The 25,199-nt window shown below is 63.9% G+C and carries 14 protein-coding genes; 7 read left to right on the top strand and 7 right to left on the bottom strand.

The features are described 5' to 3' along the window. Window positions 1–126: 126 nt before the first annotated feature. Together EHH60_RS22415 and EHH60_RS22410 are read right to left on the bottom strand one after the other, a co-directional pair. Window positions 127–1,449: an HlyD family type I secretion periplasmic adaptor subunit gene (locus tag EHH60_RS22415; RefSeq protein WP_124161730.1), complete on the bottom strand. Its 1,323-nt coding sequence runs from the start codon at window positions 1,447–1,449 to the stop codon at window positions 127–129. A 10-nt stretch (window positions 1,450–1,459) separates the two neighbouring features. Then, on the bottom strand, window positions 1,460–3,238 hold the full coding sequence (locus EHH60_RS22410) for a type I secretion system permease/ATPase (protein ID WP_124161610.1): 1,779 nt from the start codon (window positions 3,236–3,238) through the stop codon (window positions 1,460–1,462). A 501-nt stretch (window positions 3,239–3,739) separates the two neighbouring features. Here EHH60_RS22410 and EHH60_RS22405 point away from each other — a divergent pair. The 5 genes from EHH60_RS22405 (at window position 3,740) to EHH60_RS22390 (ending at window position 16,514) form a co-directional block, all read left to right on the top strand. Next, window positions 3,740–12,235, top strand: a complete 8,496-nt coding sequence (locus EHH60_RS22405; RefSeq protein WP_124161609.1) for an ExeM/NucH family extracellular endonuclease — start codon at window positions 3,740–3,742, stop codon at window positions 12,233–12,235. 528 nt (window positions 12,236–12,763) lie between these two features. Then, entirely contained in the window at window positions 12,764–13,210 is a 447-nt protein-coding gene (locus EHH60_RS38105) for a multicopper oxidase domain-containing protein (RefSeq protein WP_245454561.1), read from the top strand. A gap of 9 nt (window positions 13,211–13,219) precedes the next feature. Further along, a complete protein-coding gene (locus EHH60_RS38100; protein WP_245454560.1) occupies window positions 13,220–14,098 on the top strand; it encodes a multicopper oxidase domain-containing protein in 879 nt (292 codons plus the stop codon). A 551-nt stretch (window positions 14,099–14,649) separates the two neighbouring features. Then, the gene (locus EHH60_RS22395) at window positions 14,650–15,468 is read left to right on the top strand and encodes a methyltransferase domain-containing protein (RefSeq protein ID WP_124161608.1); all 819 of its coding nucleotides are present in this window, start codon (window positions 14,650–14,652) and stop codon (window positions 15,466–15,468) included. A 419-nt stretch (window positions 15,469–15,887) separates the two neighbouring features. Then, the gene (locus tag EHH60_RS22390) at window positions 15,888–16,514 is read left to right on the top strand and encodes a hypothetical protein (protein WP_124161607.1); all 627 of its coding nucleotides are present in this window, start codon (window positions 15,888–15,890) and stop codon (window positions 16,512–16,514) included. 123 nt (window positions 16,515–16,637) lie between these two features. Here the strand turns inward: EHH60_RS22390 and EHH60_RS22385 are convergent, their stop codons facing one another. Both EHH60_RS22385 and EHH60_RS22380 read right to left on the bottom strand, forming a co-directional pair. Beyond that, window positions 16,638–16,823, bottom strand: coding sequence for a hypothetical protein (locus EHH60_RS22385; protein WP_124161606.1), 186 nt, complete (start codon window positions 16,821–16,823; stop codon window positions 16,638–16,640). 821 nt (window positions 16,824–17,644) lie between these two features. Continuing rightward, a complete protein-coding gene (locus EHH60_RS22380; protein ID WP_124161605.1) occupies window positions 17,645–17,866 on the bottom strand; it encodes a hypothetical protein in 222 nt (73 codons plus the stop codon). 973 nt (window positions 17,867–18,839) lie between these two features. Between EHH60_RS22380 and EHH60_RS22365 the strand changes: the two genes are divergently transcribed. After that, the gene (locus tag EHH60_RS22365; RefSeq protein ID WP_124161604.1) at window positions 18,840–20,048 is read left to right on the top strand and encodes an MFS transporter; all 1,209 of its coding nucleotides are present in this window, start codon (window positions 18,840–18,842) and stop codon (window positions 20,046–20,048) included. A gap of 523 nt (window positions 20,049–20,571) precedes the next feature. On the opposite strand, the gene EHH60_RS22360 is transcribed toward EHH60_RS22365, so the two are convergent. Next, the gene (locus tag EHH60_RS22360; RefSeq protein WP_124161603.1) at window positions 20,572–22,593 is read right to left on the bottom strand and encodes a YgiQ family radical SAM protein; all 2,022 of its coding nucleotides are present in this window, start codon (window positions 22,591–22,593) and stop codon (window positions 20,572–20,574) included. A 299-nt stretch (window positions 22,594–22,892) separates the two neighbouring features. On the opposite strand from EHH60_RS22360, the gene EHH60_RS37645 reads away from it, so the two are divergent. Further along, the gene (locus EHH60_RS37645; protein ID WP_199751768.1) at window positions 22,893–23,057 is read left to right on the top strand and encodes a hypothetical protein; all 165 of its coding nucleotides are present in this window, start codon (window positions 22,893–22,895) and stop codon (window positions 23,055–23,057) included. Between the two features lie 6 nt (window positions 23,058–23,063). Here the strand turns inward: EHH60_RS37645 and EHH60_RS22355 are convergent, their stop codons facing one another. Continuing rightward, window positions 23,064–23,729 carry a GntR family transcriptional regulator gene (locus tag EHH60_RS22355; RefSeq protein ID WP_124161602.1) on the bottom strand — a complete coding sequence of 222 codons (666 nt, stop codon included), beginning with the start codon at window positions 23,727–23,729 and terminating at the stop codon, window positions 23,064–23,066. A 7-nt stretch (window positions 23,730–23,736) separates the two neighbouring features. Further along, window positions 23,737–25,149 (bottom strand): FAD-binding oxidoreductase, encoded by a 1,413-nt coding sequence (locus EHH60_RS22350; RefSeq protein ID WP_124161601.1) that lies wholly within the window; start codon window positions 25,147–25,149, stop codon window positions 23,737–23,739. Window positions 25,150–25,199 lie beyond the last annotated feature (50 nt).

The following is a 25,199-nucleotide window of genomic DNA, read 5'->3' as shown; positions in this document are numbered from 1 at the left end:
AACATCAGCACACCACGCCTGCTCGATTGGCGAGGATCCGAAAGATCAAACGGCTTCGAAAGTCGGAATATCGTGCCGGCGGCAATATGGCCGCATGCTGAACAACGATGGCGATAGGGACTTCGACTACTTCTGCCGCAGCGCACGGGCGAGCTGATCTTCCAGCGGCTTGCGCAGGTAGGCGATCGCCGTCCGCACGCCGTTCTGGATGAACGCTTCAACCGGCATGCCGGGCACCAAAGCCTTGCCGTCGAGCTTGGCGAGTTCGCTCGCGTCGAGGCTGATGCGGGCGACGTAGTAAGCCACGCCGGACTGCGGGTCTTTGGTTAGGTCGGCGGCGATCCGCGTCAGCGTGCCGTCGAGCTCGGGGGTCACGGCGGCGTCGAACGCACTGAAGCGGAGCTTGGCGGATTGCCCGACCTTGATCCGGTCGATCATTTGTGGATCGACCCGGGCCTCGACCACAAGCGAATCCTTCGGCACGATCAGCATCAGCTGTTCGCCCGCGGTGATCACGCCACCGACGGTGAAGACCGACTTCTGGTGGATCAGACCGTCTTGCGGCGCGCGCAATACCACGCGATCGAGCTGGTCCAGCGCGGCGATGCGGCGTTCGCCGAGATCGGCAAGCTTGGTCTCGACCTCGCGCAGTTCGGTCGCGACCTCGCGGCGCTGGTCCTGAACCAGCTGGATGATCTGCAGTTCGGTTTCGGTGATCCGGCCCTTGGCGCGTGCGATCTCGGCGATCAGCTGGCCTTCCTCGCCGGTCAGGCGGGAGGCCTCGCGCTCGAGCGCAGTGAGGCGCGCATAGGGCACCAGGCGCTTTTCGTACAGCTGGCGGACGCCCTCCAACTCGGTGTCGATCCAGCGGATCTGTTCGCGCTTCGACGCGATCTGCGCGTCCAGGCCGCGGATCTCGTCCGCGATCTGCGCCTTGCGTTCGCGCAGCTGCGATTGCTGGCCGCTGATCGCCTCGCGCCGCCGGGCGAACAGCGTCGTCTCGCCCTCGATCATCTCCGCGATCGCGCCAATGGCGCTGCGTGCGGCGATCTCGCCGGGCAGCGCCACCGCGTCGCGGCCGTTCTGTTCGGACTGCAGCCGGGCGCGACGCACCCCAAGCTGGTTGAGCTGATTTTCGATCAGCGCAAGGTTGGCGCGCGACAGCGTCTCGTCGAGGCGGACCAGCATGTCGCCGGCCCGAACCTGATCGCCGTCGTTGACGTAGATTTCGGCGACCACGCCGCCGGTCGGGTGCTGAACCCGGCGGACGTTGCTGTCGACCACCACCTGCGCCGGCGCGATCACGGCGCTGGCGAGCGGCGCGGTCATCGCCCAAACGCCGGCGGTGGACACCACGATCGCCAGCGTGCCGATTCCTAATCCGGTGGCGCGCCGGATATCGCGAAACGGATCGCTGCGACGAGTTTCGGGCGTGCGGAGTGCGGTCATATGGATGTCCTCAACTGGCGGCTGCGGCCGGAACCGAGCGCGCATCGGGCACCGCCTGCAGCGCCGCGCCGCCCGGCGCCGGATGAGCGGCAAGCGATTTGCGCAGCACTTCGTCCTTCGGGCCGAACGCCTGCACCTGGCCGGTCGCCAGCGTCAGCACGAGGTCGACCGCGGCGAGCGCCGCCGGCCGATGCGCAATGATGACGGCAATGCCGCCGCGAGCCCGGACACGCCGGATGGCGTCGGTCAGCGCGGCGTCCCCTTCGGCGTCCAGGCTGGCGTTCGGCTCGTCGAGCACCACCATGAACGGATCCTTGTAGAGCGCGCGCGCCAACGCGATCCGTTGCCGCTGGCCGCCCGACAGGGTGGTGCCGGCTTCGCCGATCCGCATCTCGAACCCCTTCGGCAGCTTCAGGATCATCTCGTAGGCGCCTGCCGCCTTCGCCGCGGCGATCACCGTCGTCTCGTCGATCTCCGGATCGAAACGTGCGATGTTTTCCGCTACCGTTCCGTCGAACAATTCGACGTCCTGCGGCAGATAGCCGATCATGCCGCCACGAATTTCTGCCGGCCACTGGTCGAGGGTGGCGCCATCAAGGCGGATCTCGCCGCGTGCGATCGGCCAGATCCCGACCAGCGCCCGCGCCAGCGTCGATTTTCCGGCGGCTGAGGGGCCAATGATTCCGACCGCCTGGCCGGCTTCAAGTGTGAACGAGGCGTTGTGCACGATCGCGGCGGTGCCGCCGGGGGCGGCGATCGTTACCTGCTCGACCGTGAGCCGATGGGCGGCGCGTTCGGGCGCGACGTCGGGGTTCGGGGCGTCGCCGTTGCGGAGAGCGGCGCGGAGCCGTTGGCCCGCCTGTCGCGCGCCGAGGAACGGACGCCAGATGGAGATCGCCAGTTCCACCGGCGCGAGCGCGCGGCTGCCCATGATCGACGCGGCGATCATCACGCCGCCGCTGGCCAGCCCTTCGATCACGAGATAGGCGCCGAGGCCGAGCAGCGCCGATTGCAGCATGAAGCGCAGCGCCTTCGACAACGCGCCGAGCGATCCGGCGATATCGGCGTTGCGCTGCTGGGCGGCGACGAGATCGTCGTTGGCGGCGCCGATCCGGTCGATCAACCGCTGCTCCATCCCCAGCGCGGCTACGATTTCGGCGTTGCGCCGACCGGCTTCAAGCTGAACGCCGCGGATTGCGCCGGCACGCGACGCGTCCCGGGTCGGTGCCCGCGTCAGCACCTCGGTGAGCAGCGCGATCCCGAACAGCAGCACCGCGCCCACGACCAGCGTCCAGCCGAGATAAGGATGCAGGAGAAAGCAGCCGGCGAGATACAGCGGCATCCACGGCAAGTCGAACAAGGTCGTCGGGCCGAGCCCGGACAGGAACGATCGGACCGAGTCCAGATCATGGGACAATTGCAGGCCGCGATTTGCGCCGCCGCCGCGCAGCGGCCCGCGCAGGATGTTGCAGACGACCGGTTGCCACAGCGCCGCGTGCAGCGCTGATCCGATTCGGGTCAGAATGCGCTGACGCAACAGATCGAACAGCCCCTGCATCGCATACGCCGCCGCCACCGCGATCGACAGCGCGATCAAGGTCGGAATGCTGTGCGATGGAATGACCCGGTCATATACCTGCAGCATGTAGATCGAGCCGGTGAGCATCAGCAGATTGAGCACCGCCGAGAACAGTCCCACCGTCAGAAAGGCCGTTCTGCAGGAGGCGATCGCGACCGACGCGAGATCGCCGGAAGTGGGAGTCGACGCGGAGGACGTTGTTGCGGTCATGTTACTCAATTCAAAACGACGTCGGACCGTCACGGTCGGACGGTCGGCGTTCGTTAGCGAGGTTCAACGTCAGGCACATGACAAAGCGCGGTGTGCGTAACCGCGGGCCCATGGCAGCGAGGCCGCGACACCCTGCGACGAAACGCCGCTTTGGTTCGAAAGTTCGGCCGCGCAGGCCGGCACTCGAAACCTGGCGTGGTCGCTCCTCGCGGCGAGCTGATCGAGCTTTGGCTCGATAACTCATTGGCGATTGCTGCCGGCCGAGAGGTCGAGCGCGTCGCACGTCGCAAGACGAGTTCGTTGGTTCGCTCGGTCTTCGCCCGACTTTTCGTGTCGCGACTTCACCGGCCCGTTAAGAAGCAGTCACCGATCTGTTGTCGTCGGCGTTCTATCAACGCGCATTAACGATCCGTTAACCATCGGCCGTCTGGACCGCGCCCTTACGCATGCCGTGAGGCGGCGATCCGCGACGTCTTCTCTCGAGCGCTGGAGTGGCGATACATGTCGACGACCCCTCATGTCCTGGCGAATGGCGATTTCCTGCAGGATTGGTCCAATACCGGCCTTATCACGACCAACGATGACTGGTCGGGGGTCGCATCGATCGTCGGCTATCTCGGCAACGATGTCGTTTCGGCCACCGGGGTGGACGCGCGTACGGCGACCGGATCGTCGTCGGGAGATGTCGACGTCGTCGCCAACCAGACCAACACCGCCATCACCAACGGCGGTGTGGCCGAATTCCAGATCGCCAACCCGACGGTGGCGCTGAACGGCTCGAACAGTGCGGATGCTCCCAGCCTCGTGATCCATCTCGACGCCACCGGCCGCAAAGATGTCCGGCTGAGCTTCAACGCACGCGACCTCGACGCCAGCACGGACGACGCCGCGCAGCAGATCAACGTGCAGTACCGGCTCGGGTCGAGCGGGGCGTGGACCAACGTTCCGAGCGGTTACGCCGCCGACGTCACCACCGGCGGTGCCGCGACCCAGGTGACGCCGTTCGATCTGCTGCTGCCTGCCGACGTCGACGGCCGCAACGACATCCAGGTCCGCATTCTCACCACCAACGCCGTCGGCAATGACGAGTGGGTCGGCATCGACGACATCCGCGTCACCAGTTCGTCCGGATCGTCGATCGAAGCTCAGCACGTCGCCTTTGCGCCGGATTCGCTCACGGTGTCGCATGACGAAGGTAACAGCGGTCCGACTGTCTATCAGTTCACGGTCGAGCGCACCGGCGGCACCACGGGCGACGTCGCGTTCTCGGGAACGATGGCTTCGGCGCAGACCGATGCGGCCGACTATGTCGGCGGCAAGCCGGTCAGCTTCAGCGGCAGCATCGCGGCGGGAGAGAGCTCTGCGGTCGTGACCGTCACCGTCGCCGGCGACACCGACAATGAGGCGAACGAGAACTTCACGCTGACGTTGCAGGACGTTTCGAATTCGGCGGACGTGACCACCACGATCGGCAGCGCCGCGACGGCGACCGGCGCCATCGTCAACGACGACGTCGGCATTACCAAGATCAGCGCGATTCAGGGCAGCGGTGCCAGCAGCGCCATGGTCGGCCAGACTGTGACCGTCGAAGCCATCGTGGTCGGCGACTTCCAGAACGGCGATGCCGACGCCGGCCGCAATCTCAACGGCTTCTACCTCCAGGAGGAGACCACCGATTCCGACGGCAACGTGCTGACCTCCGAGGCGATATTCGTCTACGGCGGCGCCACCGACGTCCAGATCGGCGACCGGGTCCGCGTCACCGGCTCGATCAGCGAATATTTCGGTCTGACCGAGCTCACCGCCAGCAACATTTCGGTCGTCCAGGCCGGCGCGGTGGCCGACGTCGACACGATGGCGGTGCAGATCGACCTGCCGTCGATGGGCACCACGCTGAGCCAGGACGGCGACTACCAGCCCGACCTCGAAGCCTATGAAGGCATGCTGGTCACGATTCCGCAGACCCTGACCGTCACCGAACAGTACAATCTCGACCGGTTCAACGAGATCAAGCTGGCGGCGGGCGAACGGCCCGAACAGTTCACGCAGGAGAACGCGCCCGACGCCGCCGCCTACCAGGCGTATCTGGTCGAGCTCGGTGCCCGCACCATCACGTATGACGATGGCCTGAACGTCCAGAACGCCGCGATCAACAACCTCGACGGCTTCGATCCGAACGACGACACGTCCACCACGCCGAACTACGGTACCGCCGACGCAGTCCGGATGGGTGACACCGTCACCGGCCTGACCGGCGTGCTCGACTATCAATGGGCCGGCAACTCCGCCTCGGGGGCGACCTGGCGGATCCGCTCTGTCGAGGATGGCGCCAACACCTTCGGAGCCGGCGACAATCCGCGCACCGATGCGCCGGAAGACGTCGGCGGCCGCCTGAAGGTGGCGAGCTTCAAAGTGCTGAACTACTTCACGACGCTTGACAATGGCGGCACCACCGCGATCGGCGAAGCGCCGCGCGGCGCCGACAACGCCGCGGAGTTCGCGCGTCAGACCGAAAAGCTGGTCGCGACCATCCTCGATATGGACATCGACGTGCTGGCGCTGACCGAGCTGGAGAACGACTTCTCCGCTGCATCGTCCGGCAACGCGATCAAGTATCTGGTCGAACAGCTCAATGCCGTGGCTGGGGCCGGTACCTATGCCTGGGTCGATCCCGGCCAGCAGTTCGTTGGCGGTGACGCCATCGCGGTCGGCTTCATCTACGACACGACCGCGGCGAAGATTGCCGGCGGTACGACCGTCGAGATCCTCAACGACGCCGACCTGCCCGGCCTCGGCCTCGGCGGCCTGCTCGGGCAGAGCACGGTCGGGGCGGTGTTCGACGGCGAGAACACCAGCCGCAACGCGATCGCTGTGACCTTCGAGGAGCTTGCGACCGGCGAAACCTTCACGGCGATCGCCAACCATCTCAAGTCCAAGAGCGGTACCGGCTCCGGCGCCGATTCCGATCAGGGTGACGGCCAGGGTAACTGGCAGAACCAGCGCGAGCTGGCCGCCACCGCGCTGACCGCGTGGGCGGCGAGCGATCCGACCGGCTCGGGCGATCCGGACGTGATGCTGCTCGGCGACTTCAACGGCTACGCCAAGGAGCAGTCGACCGCGCTCATCGAGAGCGCGGGCTATGAGAATCTGCAGGACCGCGAGGACGGCGCCTATTCCTATGTGTTCGACGGCCAGACCGGCACGCTCGACTACGCCTTCGCCAATGCCAGCCTCGGCGCGCAGGTGTCCGGCGTGACCACCTGGCACATCAACGCCGACGAGGCCGACGCGCTCGACTACAACACCGACTACGGCCGCGACACCTCGATCTTCGACGACGACTCCGCGATCCGGGTGTCCGACCACGATCCGGTGATCGTAGGCCTCAATCTCGGGGAGCAGGAGCCGACCCCGGCTTACACGCTGCAGATCCTGCATGCATCGGACTTCGAGGCGGGCTTGAACGCAGTCGATCGCGCCGGCAACTTCGCGGCGATCGTCGACTATCTCGAGGAGACCTACGAGAACTCGATCACGCTGTCGTCGGGTGACAATTTCATTCCCAGCCCGTTCTTCAGTGCCGGCAGCGACGGCTCGCTGAAGGAGGTCTACGAAACCGCGCTGGAGACCTATTACGGCCTCGCTGCCGGGACGCTGAACATCTCGCCCGGCTTCGGCACCGCCGACATGGCGATGCTGAACATCATCGGCGTGCAGGCCTCGGCGATCGGCAATCACGAATTCGACGCCGGGACCAAGGCGTTCGCCGACATCATCAAGCAGACCGCCGGCTATCCCGGCGCGCAGTTCCCGTACCTCGCGGCCAATCTGGACTTCTCGGCCGATGCCAATCTCGCCTCCGTCTACACCGGCACGATCCAGGATACCGACGCCTACACCGGCTTCCCGCCGACGGCCGGTATCGGCAAGAAGATCGCGCCGGCCGCGGTCATCGAGGAGAACGGCGAAAAGATCGGCGTGATCGGCGCGACCACCCAGATCGTGCAGAGCATCTCCTCGACCGGCGGCGTCGAGGTGATCGGCGACAATGTCGATGACATGGCGGCGCTGGCGGCAATCCTGCAGCCCACCATCGACGGTCTGCTGGCCCAGGGCATCAACAAGATCATCCTGGTCAGCCATCTGCAGCAGCTCGCGCTTGAAAAGGCGCTGGCGCCCCTGCTGCACGGCGTCGACGTCATCATCGCCGGCGGCTCGCACACGCTGCTGGCGGACCAGACCGACGCGCTCCGTCCCGGCGACACCGCTGCCGACACCTATCCGATCGTCACCGCGAACGCCGACGGCAAGACCACGCTGATCGTCAACACCTCCGGCGAATACTCCTATGTCGGACGACTGGTGGTCGATTTCGATGCTGACGGCAACGTGATTTACACCGCCAACACGGCGGTCAATGGCGCCTACGCCAGCACGGAAGAAGTGGTCACCTCGCTGTATGACGGCAACACCACGGTCGATGTCGACAATGACGGCGACGTAGATGCCGACGACGCCGATCCGTTTGCCGACGGCGGCCGCGGCGATCTGGTCAACGACATCGCCCAGGCGGTGGGTGGCATCATCGACGAGCAGGACGGCAACACTTTCGGCAAGACGGACGTCTATCTCGAGGGCCGTCGCAGCGAGGCGCGCACCGAAGAGACCAACCTCGGCGACCTCACCGCCGATGCGAACCTGTGGTACGCCCAGAAGGTCGACCCGACCGTGCTGGTTTCGATCAAGAATGGTGGCGGCATCCGCGACTCGATCGGCTACGTCTATGCGGTCGGCGGCGAAGCGGTGGAGAGCCCGCCGCTGGCGAACACCAGCGTCGGCAAGGAAGCGGGCGAGGTGTCGCAGCTCGATATCGCCAACTCGCTACGCTTCAACAACGCGCTGTCGATGGTCACGGTGACCGCGGATCAGCTGCTCGAGGCGCTCGAGCACGCGGTGGCGGCGACCACCGCGACCGCGACGCCGGGCCAGTTCGCCCAGGTCGGCGGCATCGCGTTCTCGTTCGACAAGGATTTGCCGGCCGGCAACCGCGTGCAGTCGGCAGCGCTGATCGATGACAACGGCAATCCGGTGCTGGCGCTGGTCGCCAATGGCGAACTGGTGGTCGATCCCGACATGGCGATCCGGGTCGTGACCTTGAGCTTCCTGCTCACCGGCGGCGACGGCTATCCGTTCGCGAGCTTCATCGCGGCCAATCCCGCCTTTGCCAACGTCGTCAACCTGTCGCCGGACCTGGTTCCGGATGCCGGGCAGGGGGCGAACTTCGCCGCCGAAGGCACCGAGCAGGATGCTTTCGCCGAATACATGGCGGCGAACTACTCCGACACGCCCTACGAGGTCGCCGACACCGACCGCGCGCACGACGAGCGCATCCAGAACCTCGACTATCGTCAGGACACGGTGCTCGAAACCGAGGCGCTGGTGCTGGTCGGCGACGACGGTGACGACGAACTCACCGGCGCGCTCGGTGACGACGTCCTCAACGGCCTCGGGGGCGACGACGTCCTCGCCGGGCTCGGCGGCGACGACCAGCTCGATGGCGGCGAGGGCGATGATGCCCTGTCCGGCGGCGCCGGCGACGACACGCTGCTTGGCGGTGCGGGCGATGACACGCTCGACGGCGGCGCTGACGACGACCGGCTGGCGGGCGGCGACGGTGACGACACCCTGACCGGCGGCGAGGGCGACGACGTCCTGGTCGGCGGCGAAGGCTACGACACCCTGCAAGGTGGCGACGGCAACGACGAGCTGCTGGCTGGCGCCGGCGACACGGCTGAAGCCGGCGAAGGCGACGACCTCATCATCGTCTCCACCGACGACGCCGCGCCGAGTTCGATCGACGGCGGCGCCGGCAACGACACGGTCAAACTGATCGGCGGCGGCACGGCGGCACTGACCGCCACGCTCGATGTCGAAAACCTGCTGGTGGCCGCAGGCACCTGGTCGGTGGCCGGATCGGCATCGTACGACGCCGTGACGATCCAGGGCGGCGCGACGCTGGCTTCGAGCCTCGTCGTGGACAACAACGACCATGTCGCCATCGAGGCCGGCGGCGCGCTCTCGGTGTCCGGCAACGCGGTCGTCTGGCAGGGCGGTGGCAACGCGGTCATCGACAATGCCGGCGAGATCACGGGCTCGACCCGTGCGCTCACCACCACGGCGGGGGCGACGGGCTCGGTGACCCTCAACAACCAGGCCGGCGGCGTCGTGCGCGGCGCGCTGACCCCGGAACGGGCCGGTCACGCCGACGCGACCATCATCGTCAACAACGCCGGCGTGATCGAAGCGAGCGGCCGCGTCCTCGATTTCCGCACCTTCGACAACAACGGCGCGTCGGCGGTGATCAACAACCTTGCCGGGGGCGTCATCCGCCAGCACGGCAGCGATACCGACGTGATCCGCCCGGGCACTAACGGTGTCGTCAACAACTGGGGGACGATCACGACGGATCCGACCTTCGTGGGCGGAGGCGACCTGATCGACTTCCAGAGCGACACCGGCGGCAAGGTCAACAACTATGCCAGCGGCTGGATGGAAGCTTCGCGTCATGCCGTAACCGGTGACAACGCCGTCACCATTCTCAACCTCGGCACCATGATCGGCCGCAACGGCTCGGCGGTGAATCTCGACACCGACGGAACCGAAGCGCAGAGGGCGTTCATCACCAACCACGGCGTGATGGAGGGCCGCTCGGCCGAACTGTCCGACAGCGACGGCGACGCCATCGATGTCGACGGTCTGGTGCAGATCGTGAACTATGGCAAGATCTCGGGCCTCGGCGCCGACGGCTATCACGACGGCGAGCCGAACGTCTCCGAAGCGATCGCGATCGGCGGCGGCAGCATCGTCAACAATGCCGGCGGCGAGATCTACGGCTACGGCCGTGCGGTCCAGGTCGACAACTCCAGCAACGCCAACGCGCTGGGGGTGACGACCATCGTCAACCACGGCCTGATCAAGGGCGACGGCCACGGTCCGGAAGGGGTCACCCCCGAGGATGCGGAGCGGTTCGATCTGCGCGGCGACGAGGCGATCAACCTGGTCGGCACCTATGCCGACAGCCTCACCAACAGCGCCACCGGTCAGATCGTCGGCGGCGTCTCGATGGGCGGCGGCAGCGACACGCTGAGCAATGACGGCTCGATCACCGCCACCGGCGGATCAGCGGTGAACATGGGCGAGGGTGACGATCTGATCGTCAACCGCGCCATCATCACCGGCGACGTCCTGCTCGGCGCCGGTGCCGACGAGCTGATCAACCAGAGCTCTGGCGTCATCACCGGCGACGTCAGCTTCGGCGACGGCAACGACAGGCTCGGCAACACCGGCAAGATCGTCGGCAAGGTCGATCTCGGCGCCGGCGACGACTTCGTCAACATCTGGATCGGCTCCGATATCCAGGGCCAGATCCTGCTCGGCAACGGCAACGATATCTTGATCTCCAACGACTGGATCTCGACCAACATGGAAATCGACGGCGGTGCCGGGAACGACGAGATTTACACCTCGTTCGGTAACGACACCATCCACGGCGGCGAAGGGAACGATCGGATCTACGCCAACCAGGGCAACGACACTGTCTACGGCGATGCCGGCAACGACGAGATCTACGGCAACGACGGCGACGATCTGATCATTGGTGGTGCCGGCGACGACACCATCGACGGCGGCGCGGGGGCCGACATCGCGGCCTTCTCCGGCGCGATCGACGGATACGCCATCACCCTCAACGATGGCGGTAGCATCATGGTCGTCGATCACGTCGGACAGGACGGGACCGACACGCTGAGCAACATCGAGAGTCTCGGCTTCTCGGACGGCTACTGGAACCTGGTGATCGGGACCAACGGCAGCGATACGATCGTCGGCGGCATCGGCAACGATCTGGTGTTCGGCGGCGCCGGCGACGATATCTTCATCGGCGGCCATGGTCTGGATCGCTACGACGGCGGCGACGGCGTCGACACCATCGACTACAGTCACATCCTGTTCGAGCTGACGATCGACCTCGAGTCCGGGCTTGCCTACTATCCCGGCTATCTCCCGGGCGCCGACCATCTCGCCGGGATCGAGAACGCCGTCGGCACGGTGTTTGGCGACACGCTGATCGGCTCGGCCGGAGCCAACACACTGAACGGCGGCCTCGGCGACGACCTGCTGATCGGCGGCGCGGGTGACGACGTGCTGCTCGGCGGCCTCGGCGACGACGTACTCCGAGGCGGTGCCGGTGACGACACCATCGACGGCGGCTGCGGTCAGGATATCTTGGATCTGTCCGATGCCACCGGTGCGGTCACGATCAACCTGGTGTCCGGCACCGCGACCGGCGCAGGCATTGGCACCGACCACTTCAGCGGCATCGAGGGCTTCGTGCTCGGTGCCGGTGCGGACCATCTCACAGGCGGCAACGGCGCCGACATGCTCGATGGCGGGGCCGGCAACGACGTCATCGCCGGTGGTGCCGGCAATGATACGTTGCGCGGCGGCGACGGCGACGACGGCGTCGACGGTGGCTCCGGCAATGACATGATCGAGGGTGGCGTCGGCAAGGACACGTTGAAGGGCGGTTCGGGTGTCGACGTTGTCTCTGGCGGCGACGGCGACGACAACATCGATGGCGGCTCCGAGAACGACACGCTGAATGGTGGTGCCGGGAACGACACCATCAAGGGTGGTTCGGGTGCCGACATCCTCGCGGGCGATGCCGGCAACGACATCCTGTCCGGCGGCTCGGGCGCCGACGTGTTCATGTTCGCAGCGGGCTTCGGCAAGGACACCGTCACCGACTTCGCCACCACCGGTGCCTCGGCCGACGTGCTGCAATTCTCAAGCAGCCTGTTCGCCGACTTCACTGAGATGATGTCGCATACCGCGCAGGTCGGCAACAACGTCGTCCTGACGCTCGATGCCGACAACACGGTGACGCTGGCCAATCTGCAGATGGCCTCGCTCTCGGCAGACGACTTCCGCTTCGTCTGATCCATCGCGGACTGAACCGAACCACGGAACGCAACAGCGTTCCGTGGTTCTTCGCAAAAGATGCCGGCGTCGATGCCTGCCAGAGCCTCGCTGCCAGCCTGCCCTTTTGTTGCGCGCAACCTCCGATGCAAATGTCTGAAATGAGTCATTGGGCGATGCGTCCGTCATTTCCAGTCAGCCGTGATTGCCGTCGTCGGCATGATCCAATAGCCGACATCACAGCTGCAGCGCCGTGTCCTCGCCTACATTGCTGTTCGCCAGCCGAACTTGCCTAAGACACGCATGATGCCAGCTTGGGGTCACCTCTCGTCGGTTCCTGAAAAAACGGGGTCCGAACTCAATTTCTTTTGTTGGCGTGAGCCCCCCGCCCGTCTGTCGCGGAGCGATCGACCGGTGCTAGTCCATGGCGTCCGACGGAGAGGTGGAGCGATGACGAATATCGATCGACGTGGAGACGGCCTTCGGAGACAGCCGCTCGTCAGCCGGAGAACGCTGCTTCGCGGCGCGCAGGCCGGTGCATTGTCGCTCATGACTGCCAAGGCCCTCCCGCTCGTTCGTGCTCAGACGCTGAACAAGACAGTCGACCACAAGATCAGGATCGCACCGATCTCGCTGGAGATCGCGCCCGGAAAGATCATCAAGACCACGGCCTACAACGGCACTGTTCCCGGTCCCGCGCTGCGGGTGAGGGAAGGCCAGCCCGTCCGGATCGAGGTCACCAACGATTCCGGCTACCCCAACTTGATCCACTCCCACGGCCTGATGATTCCGTCGGAGCAGGATGGAGCGACGGAAGAAGGCTCGCCGATCATCGAGCCCGGCAGATCCTTGACCTACGAGTATGTCGCGAAACCCTCAGGGACCCGCTGGTACCACAGCCACGCGATGGCCATGACCGATCTGAACAAGAGCACCTATACGGGCGAGTTCGGATTCCTGATCGTCGAGCCAGCCGCCGGCGATCCCGGCGGCTAAGACCGGGAGGTGTTGCTTGCCGCCCATCACTGGGACGGTCATTGGGTCAGTATGCAGGACATCAAGAAGGGGCCGCCGCCGGACAACGGGCTGGAGGTCATGTATCACGCGGCGACCCTCGGCGATCGCATGCTCGGCCACGGCGAGCCGATCCGCGTACGCGAGGGCGACCGCGTGCTCTTCCGGGTGCTCAACGCGAGCGGCAATATGGGGATCTCGCTGGCGCTGCCGGGACATCGCTTCGAGGTGCTGGCGCTCGACGGCAATCCGGTCCCGACGTCGGCGACCGTCGATGTCCTGAAACTCGACGTCGCCGAGCGCGCCGACGTGATCGTGGAGATGAACAATCCCGGCGTCTGGGTGTTCGGCTCGACGGAGGACGAGGACCGCAACATGGGAATGGGCGTGGTCGTCGAATACGCTGGCCGCAGCGGCGAGCCGACCTGGTCGGCGCCGGCGAAATCGAAATGGGACTACGCCGCATTCGGGCGTCCCGATGTGCCGGCGGCATCGCCCGACGAGACGATCGGCCTCGAGTTCGAGAAAATTCCGGGCGGAAGGGGTGGTTACAATCGATGGACCATCAACGGAAAATCCTGGCCGGACACGAATCCGCTCTTCACGGTCGTCAAGGGAAGGCGATACCGCCTGGTGCTGAACAACAACAGCGGCGACGAGCATCCCGTGCACCTGCATCGCCACTCGTTCGAGATCACGAAGGTCGGGGACAAGCGGACGTCCGGGGTGATCAAGGACACGATCAGCATGCCGAGATACTCCACCGCCGAGGTCGATTTCGTCGCCGACGACCCCGGACCGACCTTCTTCCATTGCCATCACCAAGACCACATGGACGAAGGCTTCGCCGGGCTGATTGCCTACGCATGACGCGGTCGGCTATTTCCTGAGCGCTTCTCCGGTGAACTTGATCGAGACCCTACGCGACGCACTAAATGGTGCGTGAGCTTGTCCCCTCTTGTAAGGGTTTTCGCAGTCATTGTTGGACCACAACGGGCGATATCGAAGGCCGTCGGCTGAGACTGCCGGTTCAAGCCGTATTCCACGTCTCCATCGTTGCTCCGCAAACGGTCCATTCGAAGGTGCCGATGTCCCGGCTCGCGGCCATGGCTTCGGAGCGGTTATAAACAGCGCCGCACCTGCGCCCTCGATAACGAGCCCCAGCCATTGAGGTTTGTGCGCTCGCCGAGCCAGTATTGCCGGCCCTTGAACGTCCCGAACGGGTCAAAAGGCGAAAAGTTCGCCGGCACCAAATCCAGTCCGCTTCGCCCTTGATAGCCGACTTTGGCGCAAGCCCTTGGTCCGTCTGCTAGGGCCATAAGCGGTCTTCCGCCTACTTGCTCTTTCTCACCAAGTCGGTCAGCATCCGGATTGATACCGCGGCAGTGATTTTTCGCTTATCCCATAGAATTGGGTGACCAATGTCGGTCCATGAACATTGGCAAATGGACGCCAGCGCTCCGGAGCTTTACGAACGTTATCTCGTACCGGCTATCACTTCCCTATGGGCGAATGACTTGCTCGACCGCGTCGCGCCAGGCCGGGGAGATAGCATGCTAGACGTTGCCTGCGGAACAGGCGTCGTGGCCCGACTGGCGCAGCAGCGTGGGCATGCCGGACGCATCGTTGGAATTGACCTCAATAAGGCGATGCTGGCCGTGGCACGCGCAAAGTCTGGTTCTGTCGAATGGATTGAGGGCAGCGCACTTGATCTACCTTTCGATGCACGAAGTTTTGACGTCGTGCTATGTCAGCTGGGGCTACAATTCTTCCCGGATCGGTCGCTGGCCCTGCGGGAAATGGTACGGGTACTGAAGCCGCGAGGTCGCGCGGGATTCAGCGTCTACAGCGCAATCGAGAAGACGCCGGCAGCGTACGCGTTTGTGCGGGCACTAGATAAATATCTAGGCGAAGAGGCTTCGCAAACTAAACGTTCGGAGCACCTTAGTTGCGATGCGCAGGAGATAGGCAGTTGGGCGAAGCAGGCCGGCTTCGATCTTGTCAACGTAGCCACAGTAACAAAACAAATCACGTTTCCCTCGATGCTGGATTATGTTCGCTTTCAGCTCACGGCGACGCCAATGGCTGGGCTCTTGAAGGGCAAAGATGCGCCTGAACGGGAAAATCTGATCACGTCGATTGCAGATGACGCCGCCTCCCACCTCGCCACCCCGATGCTGGCCGGAGACAAGCTAACGTTTCCGCAGCAATCATTCGTGGTGACCGCCTCAGTTCACTGAGGTCGGCTGCTTTGGGTCAAAGGCCGCCCTCGAGAACTTACCGGAGACGGTCAGCTCATCTCCCAGAGGCAGACATCGCGGCGTCTGATTGAGCGGCCACGGGGTCATTATCCGACATCAAGCGTTCGTGGATCATGTTGGCTAGACACCGTAACGCCACTTTAGAACGGCGACGGGCGAGGCTCAAAGGCATTGCTGGGAGGCCAAGCCAAAGGATTCGTCCACGCGTGGATGGGGTAAGCCACTCGTTCAATCAGACTGGCAAGCAGTCGGTCCCAATCGTTGAACTCGCCGAATGGATATCCCGCCAGTCTTGCTGACAGAACTTCCATCGCCCTGCCCGGTACCACGGCGTTCGCAAGTATTTAGGAAGTTGATCGGTCTGGGTTAGGGACCCATTCCTCCGCCGTTGAGTTCCAATGATGGGTGTCGTCGAACTGCTTCCAGAGTGGCTGCTTTTGCTTCCTTTCGCCGTTCTGCCGGTTTGCCTGCGCGCGGACGACAAGCGCCGCAGCCATCATTACCCATTCGCGAGCACTATGTCGGGAGTTCCATTTGATTGCTGCAAGCATTGGGGCCTCCGTAAGAACCTTCCTCACATTAGCGCGCGCCACGAGCGAGGGCATGTAAGCTACTTCACAGAGATCTTCGACATGGCCGAGGGCGATCACGGCGCGGCAAACGCGAGCAATCGTCCGCTTGCCCTTTCCGTTAAGCCTCAAGGGCAGCGGGTCGGCGGCCCTGGGCGGAGAATTCATCGTAAGGGAGCCGCAGGCGGCCCGAAAAGCCAGTCCACCTTCCATTGCAGAGGAGCAGATCGAACCCGACAATCCGTTGGCGCGCGGGCGAGCGTCGGTTTGCTCGGCCCGGCGCCTGCAAGTGTCCTTTCCGTCGCGAAAAGGAATGGGCCTGGAATAGAAGCAGCAATCCCTGCAACGATGGGCGCGCCCAACGATGTCGCTGCAATCGTGATTGTCATCAAAGATATGGCGACTACAAGCACATCGATCACAATGCGTTTCGAAAAGTGTTTCGTCATGAGTTGAGCCCTCACAACCGAGATGACTGCGCGGTTACTATCTTAGTCCGTACGCAACTGGGTGTCCCGAACCATCGCCGCTTGGTTGGCTATTGCGAAGTCGAGGAGAATCCCATGTCTCGCGGCCGCTTCAATTCGGCACGCCGTGGCTGATTTCGTACTGCGTGTCTGCTCTGCCGACGCTTCCCTGATCAGCATGATCACAATCGGCTTGTATGCCTTCAGGATCTTGTCCCACGATCAGAAGCTGCTTCCGCATTTCAGCCAGGCGGGCGCGGCAGTATTCGCGATAGAGCAGGTCGAATATGGCGGGCATGGTTGCCCCCGTCGTTTGAAAATGATCGTAGAATTTCCACTACCGAATTTTCGGATGACCTTGACTCGTTGATCGCTGCTCAATGTGAGCCCATTCACAGCTTGTGTTTGAGCGTCGGCACGGCGCAATTGGCTGACTTGGATGTCGGCACGAGAAAGAACAGGGCCAGCCAATGAAATATATTGTAGCAGCGTTCTGTTTCAGCAGAACTTCGTCAAACAACCTAGGAGCGCTGCTGCGCGGATAAAAATCCAACTACAGCGCGAAATGACTTACCGCAGGATGCAAGCACCGCTGGCTGCAACGCCGCCTGTTACCCACCCGATCGATGCAAGAATGGATCGACCGACGCAGCTAGTCGGTCTGCCACTTGCATCGTCGGCGTGGACTGCATTTGGGTAGGCGGCGAGCCGAGAAAATTGACGGCCAGCGCGGTACCAGCGGCAAGAAAAGCTATCACAGTCGCAGAGAGATATTCGATTCTCATGGCGACAATCCTCCATCGCTGACGACAAGACAATTTTGTAGGCTGAAAATTAGTTCCGTGGAAGGCAGGTCCCACGGTCGCGGGAACCGGCGAAAAATTTCGGCAGGACTTGGAGGCGTTCTCCCGGGCGCGGCTCTCTCAGAACATTCCGATCGAGGCGAAAAGCGAAATCCCGATTAGGACAGTGAGCCCATGATGGCGACCATGAGAATTGCTTCGCCCGACAGTAAAAAGATCATGGCGTGCCTCGCATATTGCGAAGCCCGGAAGCCCAATAGCTAACCTCGCGATGTCGGAATGTTTCGGGTTCCAAATCTCGTTAGTCACACGATGCCTAACTCATTTCGAGTTCCTTGATCGCCAAAGCCGCAATCTCTGCCGGGGCGAGGATCTCCGTGCGGGCGATCCTGATGACCTTGCCTGCGACCATCTCCGTGAGCGGGTCGTCGCGATCCTTAACGCAAAGCGTTTGGAGCGCATGCTCGTAAGCTGCCGTGATGCGGCTGACCATTTCCGGCTTTAAATTGGCGGTTTGTAATCGCAGGTAAGTAGACATTTGTTGCCTCCAAGCCACGCGGGAAGGCAAGGTAACATGGGAAACCTGGTTTTTGGCGAACGGAAAACTTCGAACGCTCAGAGCAACAGTATCGGTACAGGGTCGGGATCAAGGTGGCATGTCGCACGTTACCACGGTGGCGGCAGGATCATCCGTGCACGGCAAGGAGGCGGTGCACGTCAGGGCCAATGGTGGCAGCCATGGCAGATACCCCTTCGACCGCGCCCGTGGTCCATCCGCCAAGTTTAGATCATCCGGAGCATCGCCGGGCGATCTGCAACGAAATTGGTGAGCGACTTCGCGGCACCCTCACGGACGATCTCACTCCGCTACCATTGCGACTGCAAAGTATGGTGGAGCAGCTGACCGAATTGGATGGCGACGCACCGACGGACCCGCCGGATCGCCAAGACGATGCGTCACCCCGGCCACTCTGGAGTTTTGTGTCGGCGCTTTGGCGGGTCCTCCGAAGCTGACCTTGAAGCGCGGGGACGCGCGACCGCCGCCATTTCGCGTATCTGACCGCGGCCTCTTCCGACTTTACTTGCGCGGGTAATCTCGCGAATTCAGAAGGATGAGGGTCGATGACCAAGCTGGAACAGGCATGGCGGGCTTGGCGGACGCTTTCGCAACCCGATCGGTACAAATTTTTGGTCCTGTTACGCGGGGCCTATGCCCAAGAGCGCGAGACGGTGCTACGGCAGCGCGGTGCCCGAGCCGATGGCGTGAGGGTGACGAGGCTCTCTGATCTGGCGCTCAGTGAGGCCGACCTCAACGGCATCGGGCTTAGCTCCGGTTTGCCCCAGAGCCGCCGTGACGCCGAGGGCGGCGAGAGTCCGGGTTGGGCCAGGAGCGGGCGCTAGTATCCCCATCCATCCATCGGACTTCGGTCACACTTCGGCAGAGGTGGAAACATCGCATGCTTACTATGTAGGAGCTTCCGGGGGCAGCATCTTCGTCTTGGAACGCCTCAATGCAAGTCTTCTTTGGCTGGCGGATGGTCGCCGCTTGCATGCTGTGCTCACTAATGGGGAATGCACTCGGCTTGTTTGGAGCGGGTGTCTATCTTCATCAGGTTGTGACGGCAAACGGTTGGACAACCGGTGTGGTCTCGGGCGCCGTTACGATGTTCCATGTCGCGAGCGCGTTGCTACTGATACCGGTCGGCTCTGGTATCAGAAACGTCGGTCCGCGCCCAATCATCGCAGTCAGCGGCGTCGCGTTAGCTTGCGGAGTGACCTTGATTGGTCGAGTAACGACACCTCGGGAAGCCTATTTCGCCTTTCTCTTGATGGGCATCGGATGGGCCGGCCTTTCGATCACTGCGGTCGCAACAACGCTCGCACCGTGGTTTGATCGGTACCAAGGGCGGGCAGTATCCATCGCGTCGCTCGGAGCCAGTGCCGGAGGCATCCTCGGTGCGCCAGTCCTTCTGTTCGGCATATCGCGGATCGGCTTTGCAGCAACGACCCTAGCAGCGGGCTGTTGCGTGTCGGTTGTCATACTTGCACTGGCTATCTTCGTGCTGCGCAGTCGCCCCCAAGATTTAGGGCTCTTGCCGGATGGATTGCCGGTGAGAGCGCATGCGCCGACCATCGATAGACGGAATTGGACACTGCCCTCCGCACTTCGAGCACCAGCGCTTCTTAGCGTAATGGCAGCGTTCGGAATCGGGATGATGGTGCAGATTGGCTTTCTAACGCATCAGATCGCTTTACTCGCTCAATCCTTCGAACGCTTCAGCGTCTCCTTGGTCGTTTCGTCCACGGCTCTTGCTGCTTTTGCAGGACGTGCCGTGCTTGCGCGATTTGCTGATGATATTGATGCGAGGGTGACTGCGGCGGTTGCCCTCGTCGTTGCAGCTGCATCGTTCGCCGCAATGGCGGCTTTCCCTATTCTGCCGGTCTTGATCGGCGCCAATATCATCTTCGGCTTGACCGTGGGCAATGTCACTACGTTGTCGCCCATCATTGTCAGGCGGGAGTTTGGAGCTAAAGCCTTCGGTTCTGTTTTTGGCGTCGCGTCGTGCGCTATACAGCTGGTTGCGGCCTTGGGTCCGAGTCTTTACGGCATATTGCACGACGCCTTCGGCAGCTACGCCCCCGCGCTGATTGTCGCCGCGGTCTTGGACATTCTTGCTGCAACCATTGTCTTGGCAGGCCGTCGCAACCCCAGCGCATAATGAATGTCCGCTTTGGGGCATAAGCCGCCTATCCCGCTTGAGACGATTGGCTTCCGCGTTGCCTCCGAAACCGGCATCTATGAGCACAATGAACCAAGAAAGATTTGAGCGCGGTGCGGGCAAGGCGAGTCCTGCGGCGGTCATTTCGCAGACCTTGCTGGTCTCCCAGGCGATCAAGGAGGCCGTCAGCGAGTCGAACGGGCGAGCAAACAGCCTGCGCGGGCCGCGGCGTGAAGCGCGAGGATGTCGATACGGAACAGCGGAAGGGGCTCGCCTTGGCCCACGTTCTGCGATGATGCCATCATGCGCCTGTTTTGCCCGACGGAGCAACAGTTTCGTAAATCGGGAAAAGATCGTGCTTGATACGCAAGCCAGGGCGCGATGACGGTTCAGCCCGTCTCGTTACGCTCTAAGTCATTGATGTTGTTGCCCCGCCTACTGTGCATGGGGTTGTTTTCGCCATTTTTATTTTGGAGGTGCGAAGGCGCCACGCAGAACCGGACCTGATCCGCCTTCCCGTCCGCTACTTCATCATCCGCAGGCCCTTGGTCGTGAACCGCTGCATCTTTCCGCCGGGACGCAAAGGGCGCTTCGTGCCGGCGGCCTTGCCGGTGCCGGGCGGCTGGTGTGCGGGGACGAGCTGGTGCGGCTGCGAGCCGATCAAATCGGCGCGGCCCATCTCCTTCAGCGCCTCGCGCAGCACCGGCCAGTTGTCGGGGTCGTGATAGCGCAGGAAGGCCTTGTGCAGGCGGCGCTGGCGCAGGCCCTTGATCGCCTCGACCTTGTCGCTGCCGCCGTGGCGCACGCCGCGCAGCGGATTGACGCCGGTGTGATACATCGCCGTCGCCGTCGCCATCGGCGAGGGCAGGAAGGTCTGCACCTGGTCGGCGCGATAGCGGTTCTTCTTCAGCCACAGCGCGAGGTTCATCATGTCCTCGTCGGTCGTGCCCGGATGCGCCGCGATGAAGTAGGGGATCAGGTAATATTTCTTGCCGGCCTGCTCGGCCGCGGCGTCGAACATCCGCTTGAAGCGGTCATAGGCGCCGATGCCCGGCTTCATCATCTTGTCGAGCGGGCCGCGCTCGGTATGTTCGGGCGCGATCTTCAGGTAACCGCCGACGTGGTGGGTGACCAGCTCCTTGATGTATTCGGGGCTCTCGACCGCGAGATCGTAGCGCACGCCGGAGGCGACCATCACCTTCTTGATGCCCTTGGTCTCGCGCACCTTGCGATAGAGCCGGATCAAATCGTCATGCGAGGTGTTGAGGTTCGGGCAGATCTCCGGGAAGACGCAGGACGGCCGCCGGCACGCGGCCTCGACCTTCGGATCCTTGCACGCCATCCGGTACATGTTGGCGGTGGGGCCACCGATGTCGGAGATGACGCCGGTGAAGCCCGGCGTCTTGTCGCGGATCTTCTCGATCTCGCGCAGGATCGAGCCCTCCGAGCGGTTCTGGATGATGCGGCCCTCGTGCTCGGTGATCGAGCAGAAGGTGCAGCCGCCGAAACAGCCGCGCATGATCGTGACCGAGAATCGGATCATCTCCCAGGCGGGGATCTTCGCATCCCCGTAGGATGGATGCGGCGCGCGCGCGTAAGGCAGATCGTAGACCGCATCCATCTCCTCGGTGGTGAGCGGGATCGGCGGCGGGTTGAGCCAGAGATCGCGGTCGCCATGGCGCTGCACCAGCGGCCGCGCATTGCCGGGATTGCTCTCCCGGTGCAGCACGCGCGAGGCGCGCGCATAGGCCTCGCGATCCTGCTCGACCTGCTCCAGCGCGGGCAGGCGGATCACGGTCGGCCCGCGTTGACGCGATGCGCCCTCGTCGGCGGAATCGAGATCGTCGGCGTGCAGCTCCGTGTAATCGGCAGGGACCTTGCGGAACAGCGCGACGCCCCTGATGTCGTCGAGCTCGCGGGGCGCCTCGCCGGCGGCGAGGCGGTTGGCGACCTCGACCACGGCGCGCTCGGCATTGCCGTAGAGCAGCAAGTCCGCCTTGGCGTCGGCGAGCACCGAGCGGCGCACCTTGTCGGACCAGTAGTCGTAATGCGCGATCCGGCGCAGCGAGGCCTCGATGCCGCCGAGCACGATCGGGGTGTCCTTGAACGCCTCGCGGCAGCGCTGCGCGTAGACGATGGTGCAGCGATCCGGCCGCTTGCCGCCTTCGCCGCCGGCCGTGTAGGCATCGTCATGGCGCAGGCGACGGTCGGCGGTGTAGCGGTTCACCATGGAGTCCATGTTGCCGCCGGTGACGCCGAAAAAGACCTTCGGCTTGCCGAGTGCCCTAAACGGCTCGGCCGAATGCCAGTCCGGCTGCGCGATGATGCCGACCCGGAAACCCTGCGCCTCCAGCAGCCGGCCGATGATCGCCATGCCGAAGCTCGGATGGTCGACATAGGCATCGCCCGTCACCAGCACGATGTCGCAGGCGTCCCAGCTGAGCGCATTCATCTCGGCGCGGCTCATCGGCAGGAACGGCGCCGGCTTGCGCGGTTGCGCCCGGGCCATCAGCGGCTTTGCGGCGGCGATCATCTGGGTGTCCATGGCGCCTACGCATAGGGCTCGGGGCGGGCGAATTCAACCGATCGGTGCGCCGCCACCGCCGATTGTGATGCCGTGCGTGGCCGTGACTCGGTCCACAGGCTGACCGCTCCATCCCGTGCCGTCCTCGGATCGGTTTCGGGGGAGGAAAGGCGGGTTCCGTCCTGGTGACGGCGCAGATCTGGCCATAGGAACCAACTGCGCCCGCGAACATTCTGGTTGAGGGTTCGACGCGGGCCCAGCTTGCGCGCGTTTGCATCATTCTGGCGTCCGGTGACGTCGCCTCTGGCGATGGGGGAGCTGTGAGCACGGTCATAGAGAACTTGCTGCTGCGGAAGCAGAAGCTCGTGGAACAGCTCGAAAAGGCGCCGTCGGTGGAGGATCGTGACAAGATCGAGCACCAGCTCGAGCAGATCAACACCGCGCTGGACTTTCTGGACAGGCCGGGAGCGAAGGGAGAGCGTTAGATCCGCTCAACCCACCTTCAGCGCCCTTGCGTAGACGATTCCCGAATTGGTGATGTGGGTCGTCATCAGGTCTTCGAAGGCGGCGAGTTCGCCGCGTGCGAACAGATCGAGCAGCTTGCGATGCTCGTCGAAGGACGTGCGGGTGCGCACGTCGATCGGCGACGTCAGGTTGGTGCGGAGCGCGGCGACGCGGCCGGAGACGAGCTGATAGGACTCGGCGAGGTAGTGGTTGCCGCAATGGGTGAACAGCGCCTCGTGGAAGGCGGCGTCGGCGCGGCCATAGGCGATGTTGTCCTTCGCCGCGACCGCCGGCTCCATCGCCGCGATCGCCGCGCTCATGGCCGCAATCGTACTGTCACGATCGTGCCGGAAGGCGAGCTCGGCCGCCTTGGGCTCCAGCGCGATGCGGAAGGTGCAGAGCGCATTGATGTCTTCGGCGCTCGGCGTGAACACGAAACTGCCGACCTGCGGCCGGATCACGACGAGACCTTGCGCCTGCAACTGGCCCATGGCCTCGCGCACCGGCGTGCGGCTGACGCCGAAGGAGCTGGCCACCATCTCCTCGGAGATGGCCGCTCCAAGCGCGAACTCGCCGTCGATGATGGCCTGGCGCAGCCGCAGCATCACCCGCTGCGACAGCGATTTCGGCGTATCGAGCTTGAGCGATCGCATGGCGCTCTCAGATCACCTTGCCGGGATTGAGCAGGTGATCGGGATCGAGCGCAGCCTTCAGCGTCCGCATTAGCGCGATCTCGGCATCGCTCCTGGCATGACCCAGCCAGTGCTTCTTCAACGTGCCGATGCCGTGCTCGGCCGAGACGCTGCCGCCGAGCTCGCGGACCAGACCGTAGATGATCGCGTCCATCGCTTCCTTCGGCTGCTGCGCGACGGAGAGGCCGGCGACCCAGGAGACGAGATGCAGATTGCCGTCGCCGATATGGCCGTAATAGACGCTCTCGCAGCCCTTGATGCCGGAAGCGAGCGCGGCCTTGCAGCGCGTGACGAATTCGTCCATCCGCGCCACCGCAAGGCCGATGTCGTAGGAGATGTGCGGACCCAGCACCTGGCCGAACTCGGCGCAGACGTCGCGCACGCGCCAGAAGGCTTGCGTCTGCGCCAGCGACTGCGCGACAGCGGCGTCGGCGAGCAGCCCGCGCTCCATCAGCTCTTCGAGCCAGCTCTGGAAGCGCGGCGCGTCTACGCTCTCGTCGGTGCCCTGCGCCTCGACCAGCACGTAAAGGCCGTGACCTGGCGCGACCGGCGGCTTCACGCCGGCGCGATTCGTGATCACGTCCCAATAGTCCGGCCACATCACCTCGAACGCCGACAACAGCGGACCGAGCCCTGAGCGCGCGGCGTCGAGCAGCGCGACCACAGCGGCATAATCCTTCAGCGCACAGAGTGCAGCCATGGTCGAGCGCGGTTTCGGGAACAGCTTCAGCACCACGCGGGTGATGATGCCAAGCGTGCCTTCCGAGCCGATGAACAGATGCTTCAGATCGTACCCGGCATTGTTCTTCATCAGCTTGTTGAGGCTGGTGATGATGGTGCCGTCCGGCAGCACCACCTCCAGGCCGAGCACCAGCTCGCGCGTCATGCCGTAGCGGATCACGCGGTTGCCGCCGGCGTTGGTGGAAAGATTGCCGCCGATCGCGCAGGAGCCGCGCGAGCCGAGGTCCAGCGGAAAGAAGAAGCCGGCTTCGTCGGCGGCCTTCTGGATCGTCTCCAGCGGCGTGCCTGCTTTCACCGTCATCGTCGCGGAGGCGCGATCGATCTCCTCGATGCCGGTCATGCGCTCCAGCGAGATCGCGATCCAGCCTGCTTCGGGCGAGGCGCCGCGGCACAGCCCGGTCAGTCCGCCCTGCGGCACGAAGGGAAGCCGCGCCTGCCGGCAGGTCGCAATCGCATCGGCCACGCCCTGTGCATCGAGCGGCCGGATCACCGCAAGCGGCGTCTGCGGAAGGCTCGCGCTCCAGTCGTTGCAATTGCGGGCTGGCACCTCGCTGCCCGTCAGCACCGCGGCCGCACCGAGTCTGGCGCGCAATGCGCCGAGCAGCTGGTCGGGTCGCCCGGCGGGGGTCACCATGTCCATGCGAGACCTCCTCAATATTTCCAATATCTCCACTGCGCTCATGGCGCTGA

The sequence above is a fragment of the Bradyrhizobium sp. RP6 genome (assembly GCF_003837805.1).
In the GTDB taxonomy this organism is placed as follows: domain Bacteria; phylum Pseudomonadota; class Alphaproteobacteria; order Rhizobiales; family Xanthobacteraceae; genus Bradyrhizobium.
This window is presented reverse-complemented; position numbering and strand designations above follow the sequence as displayed.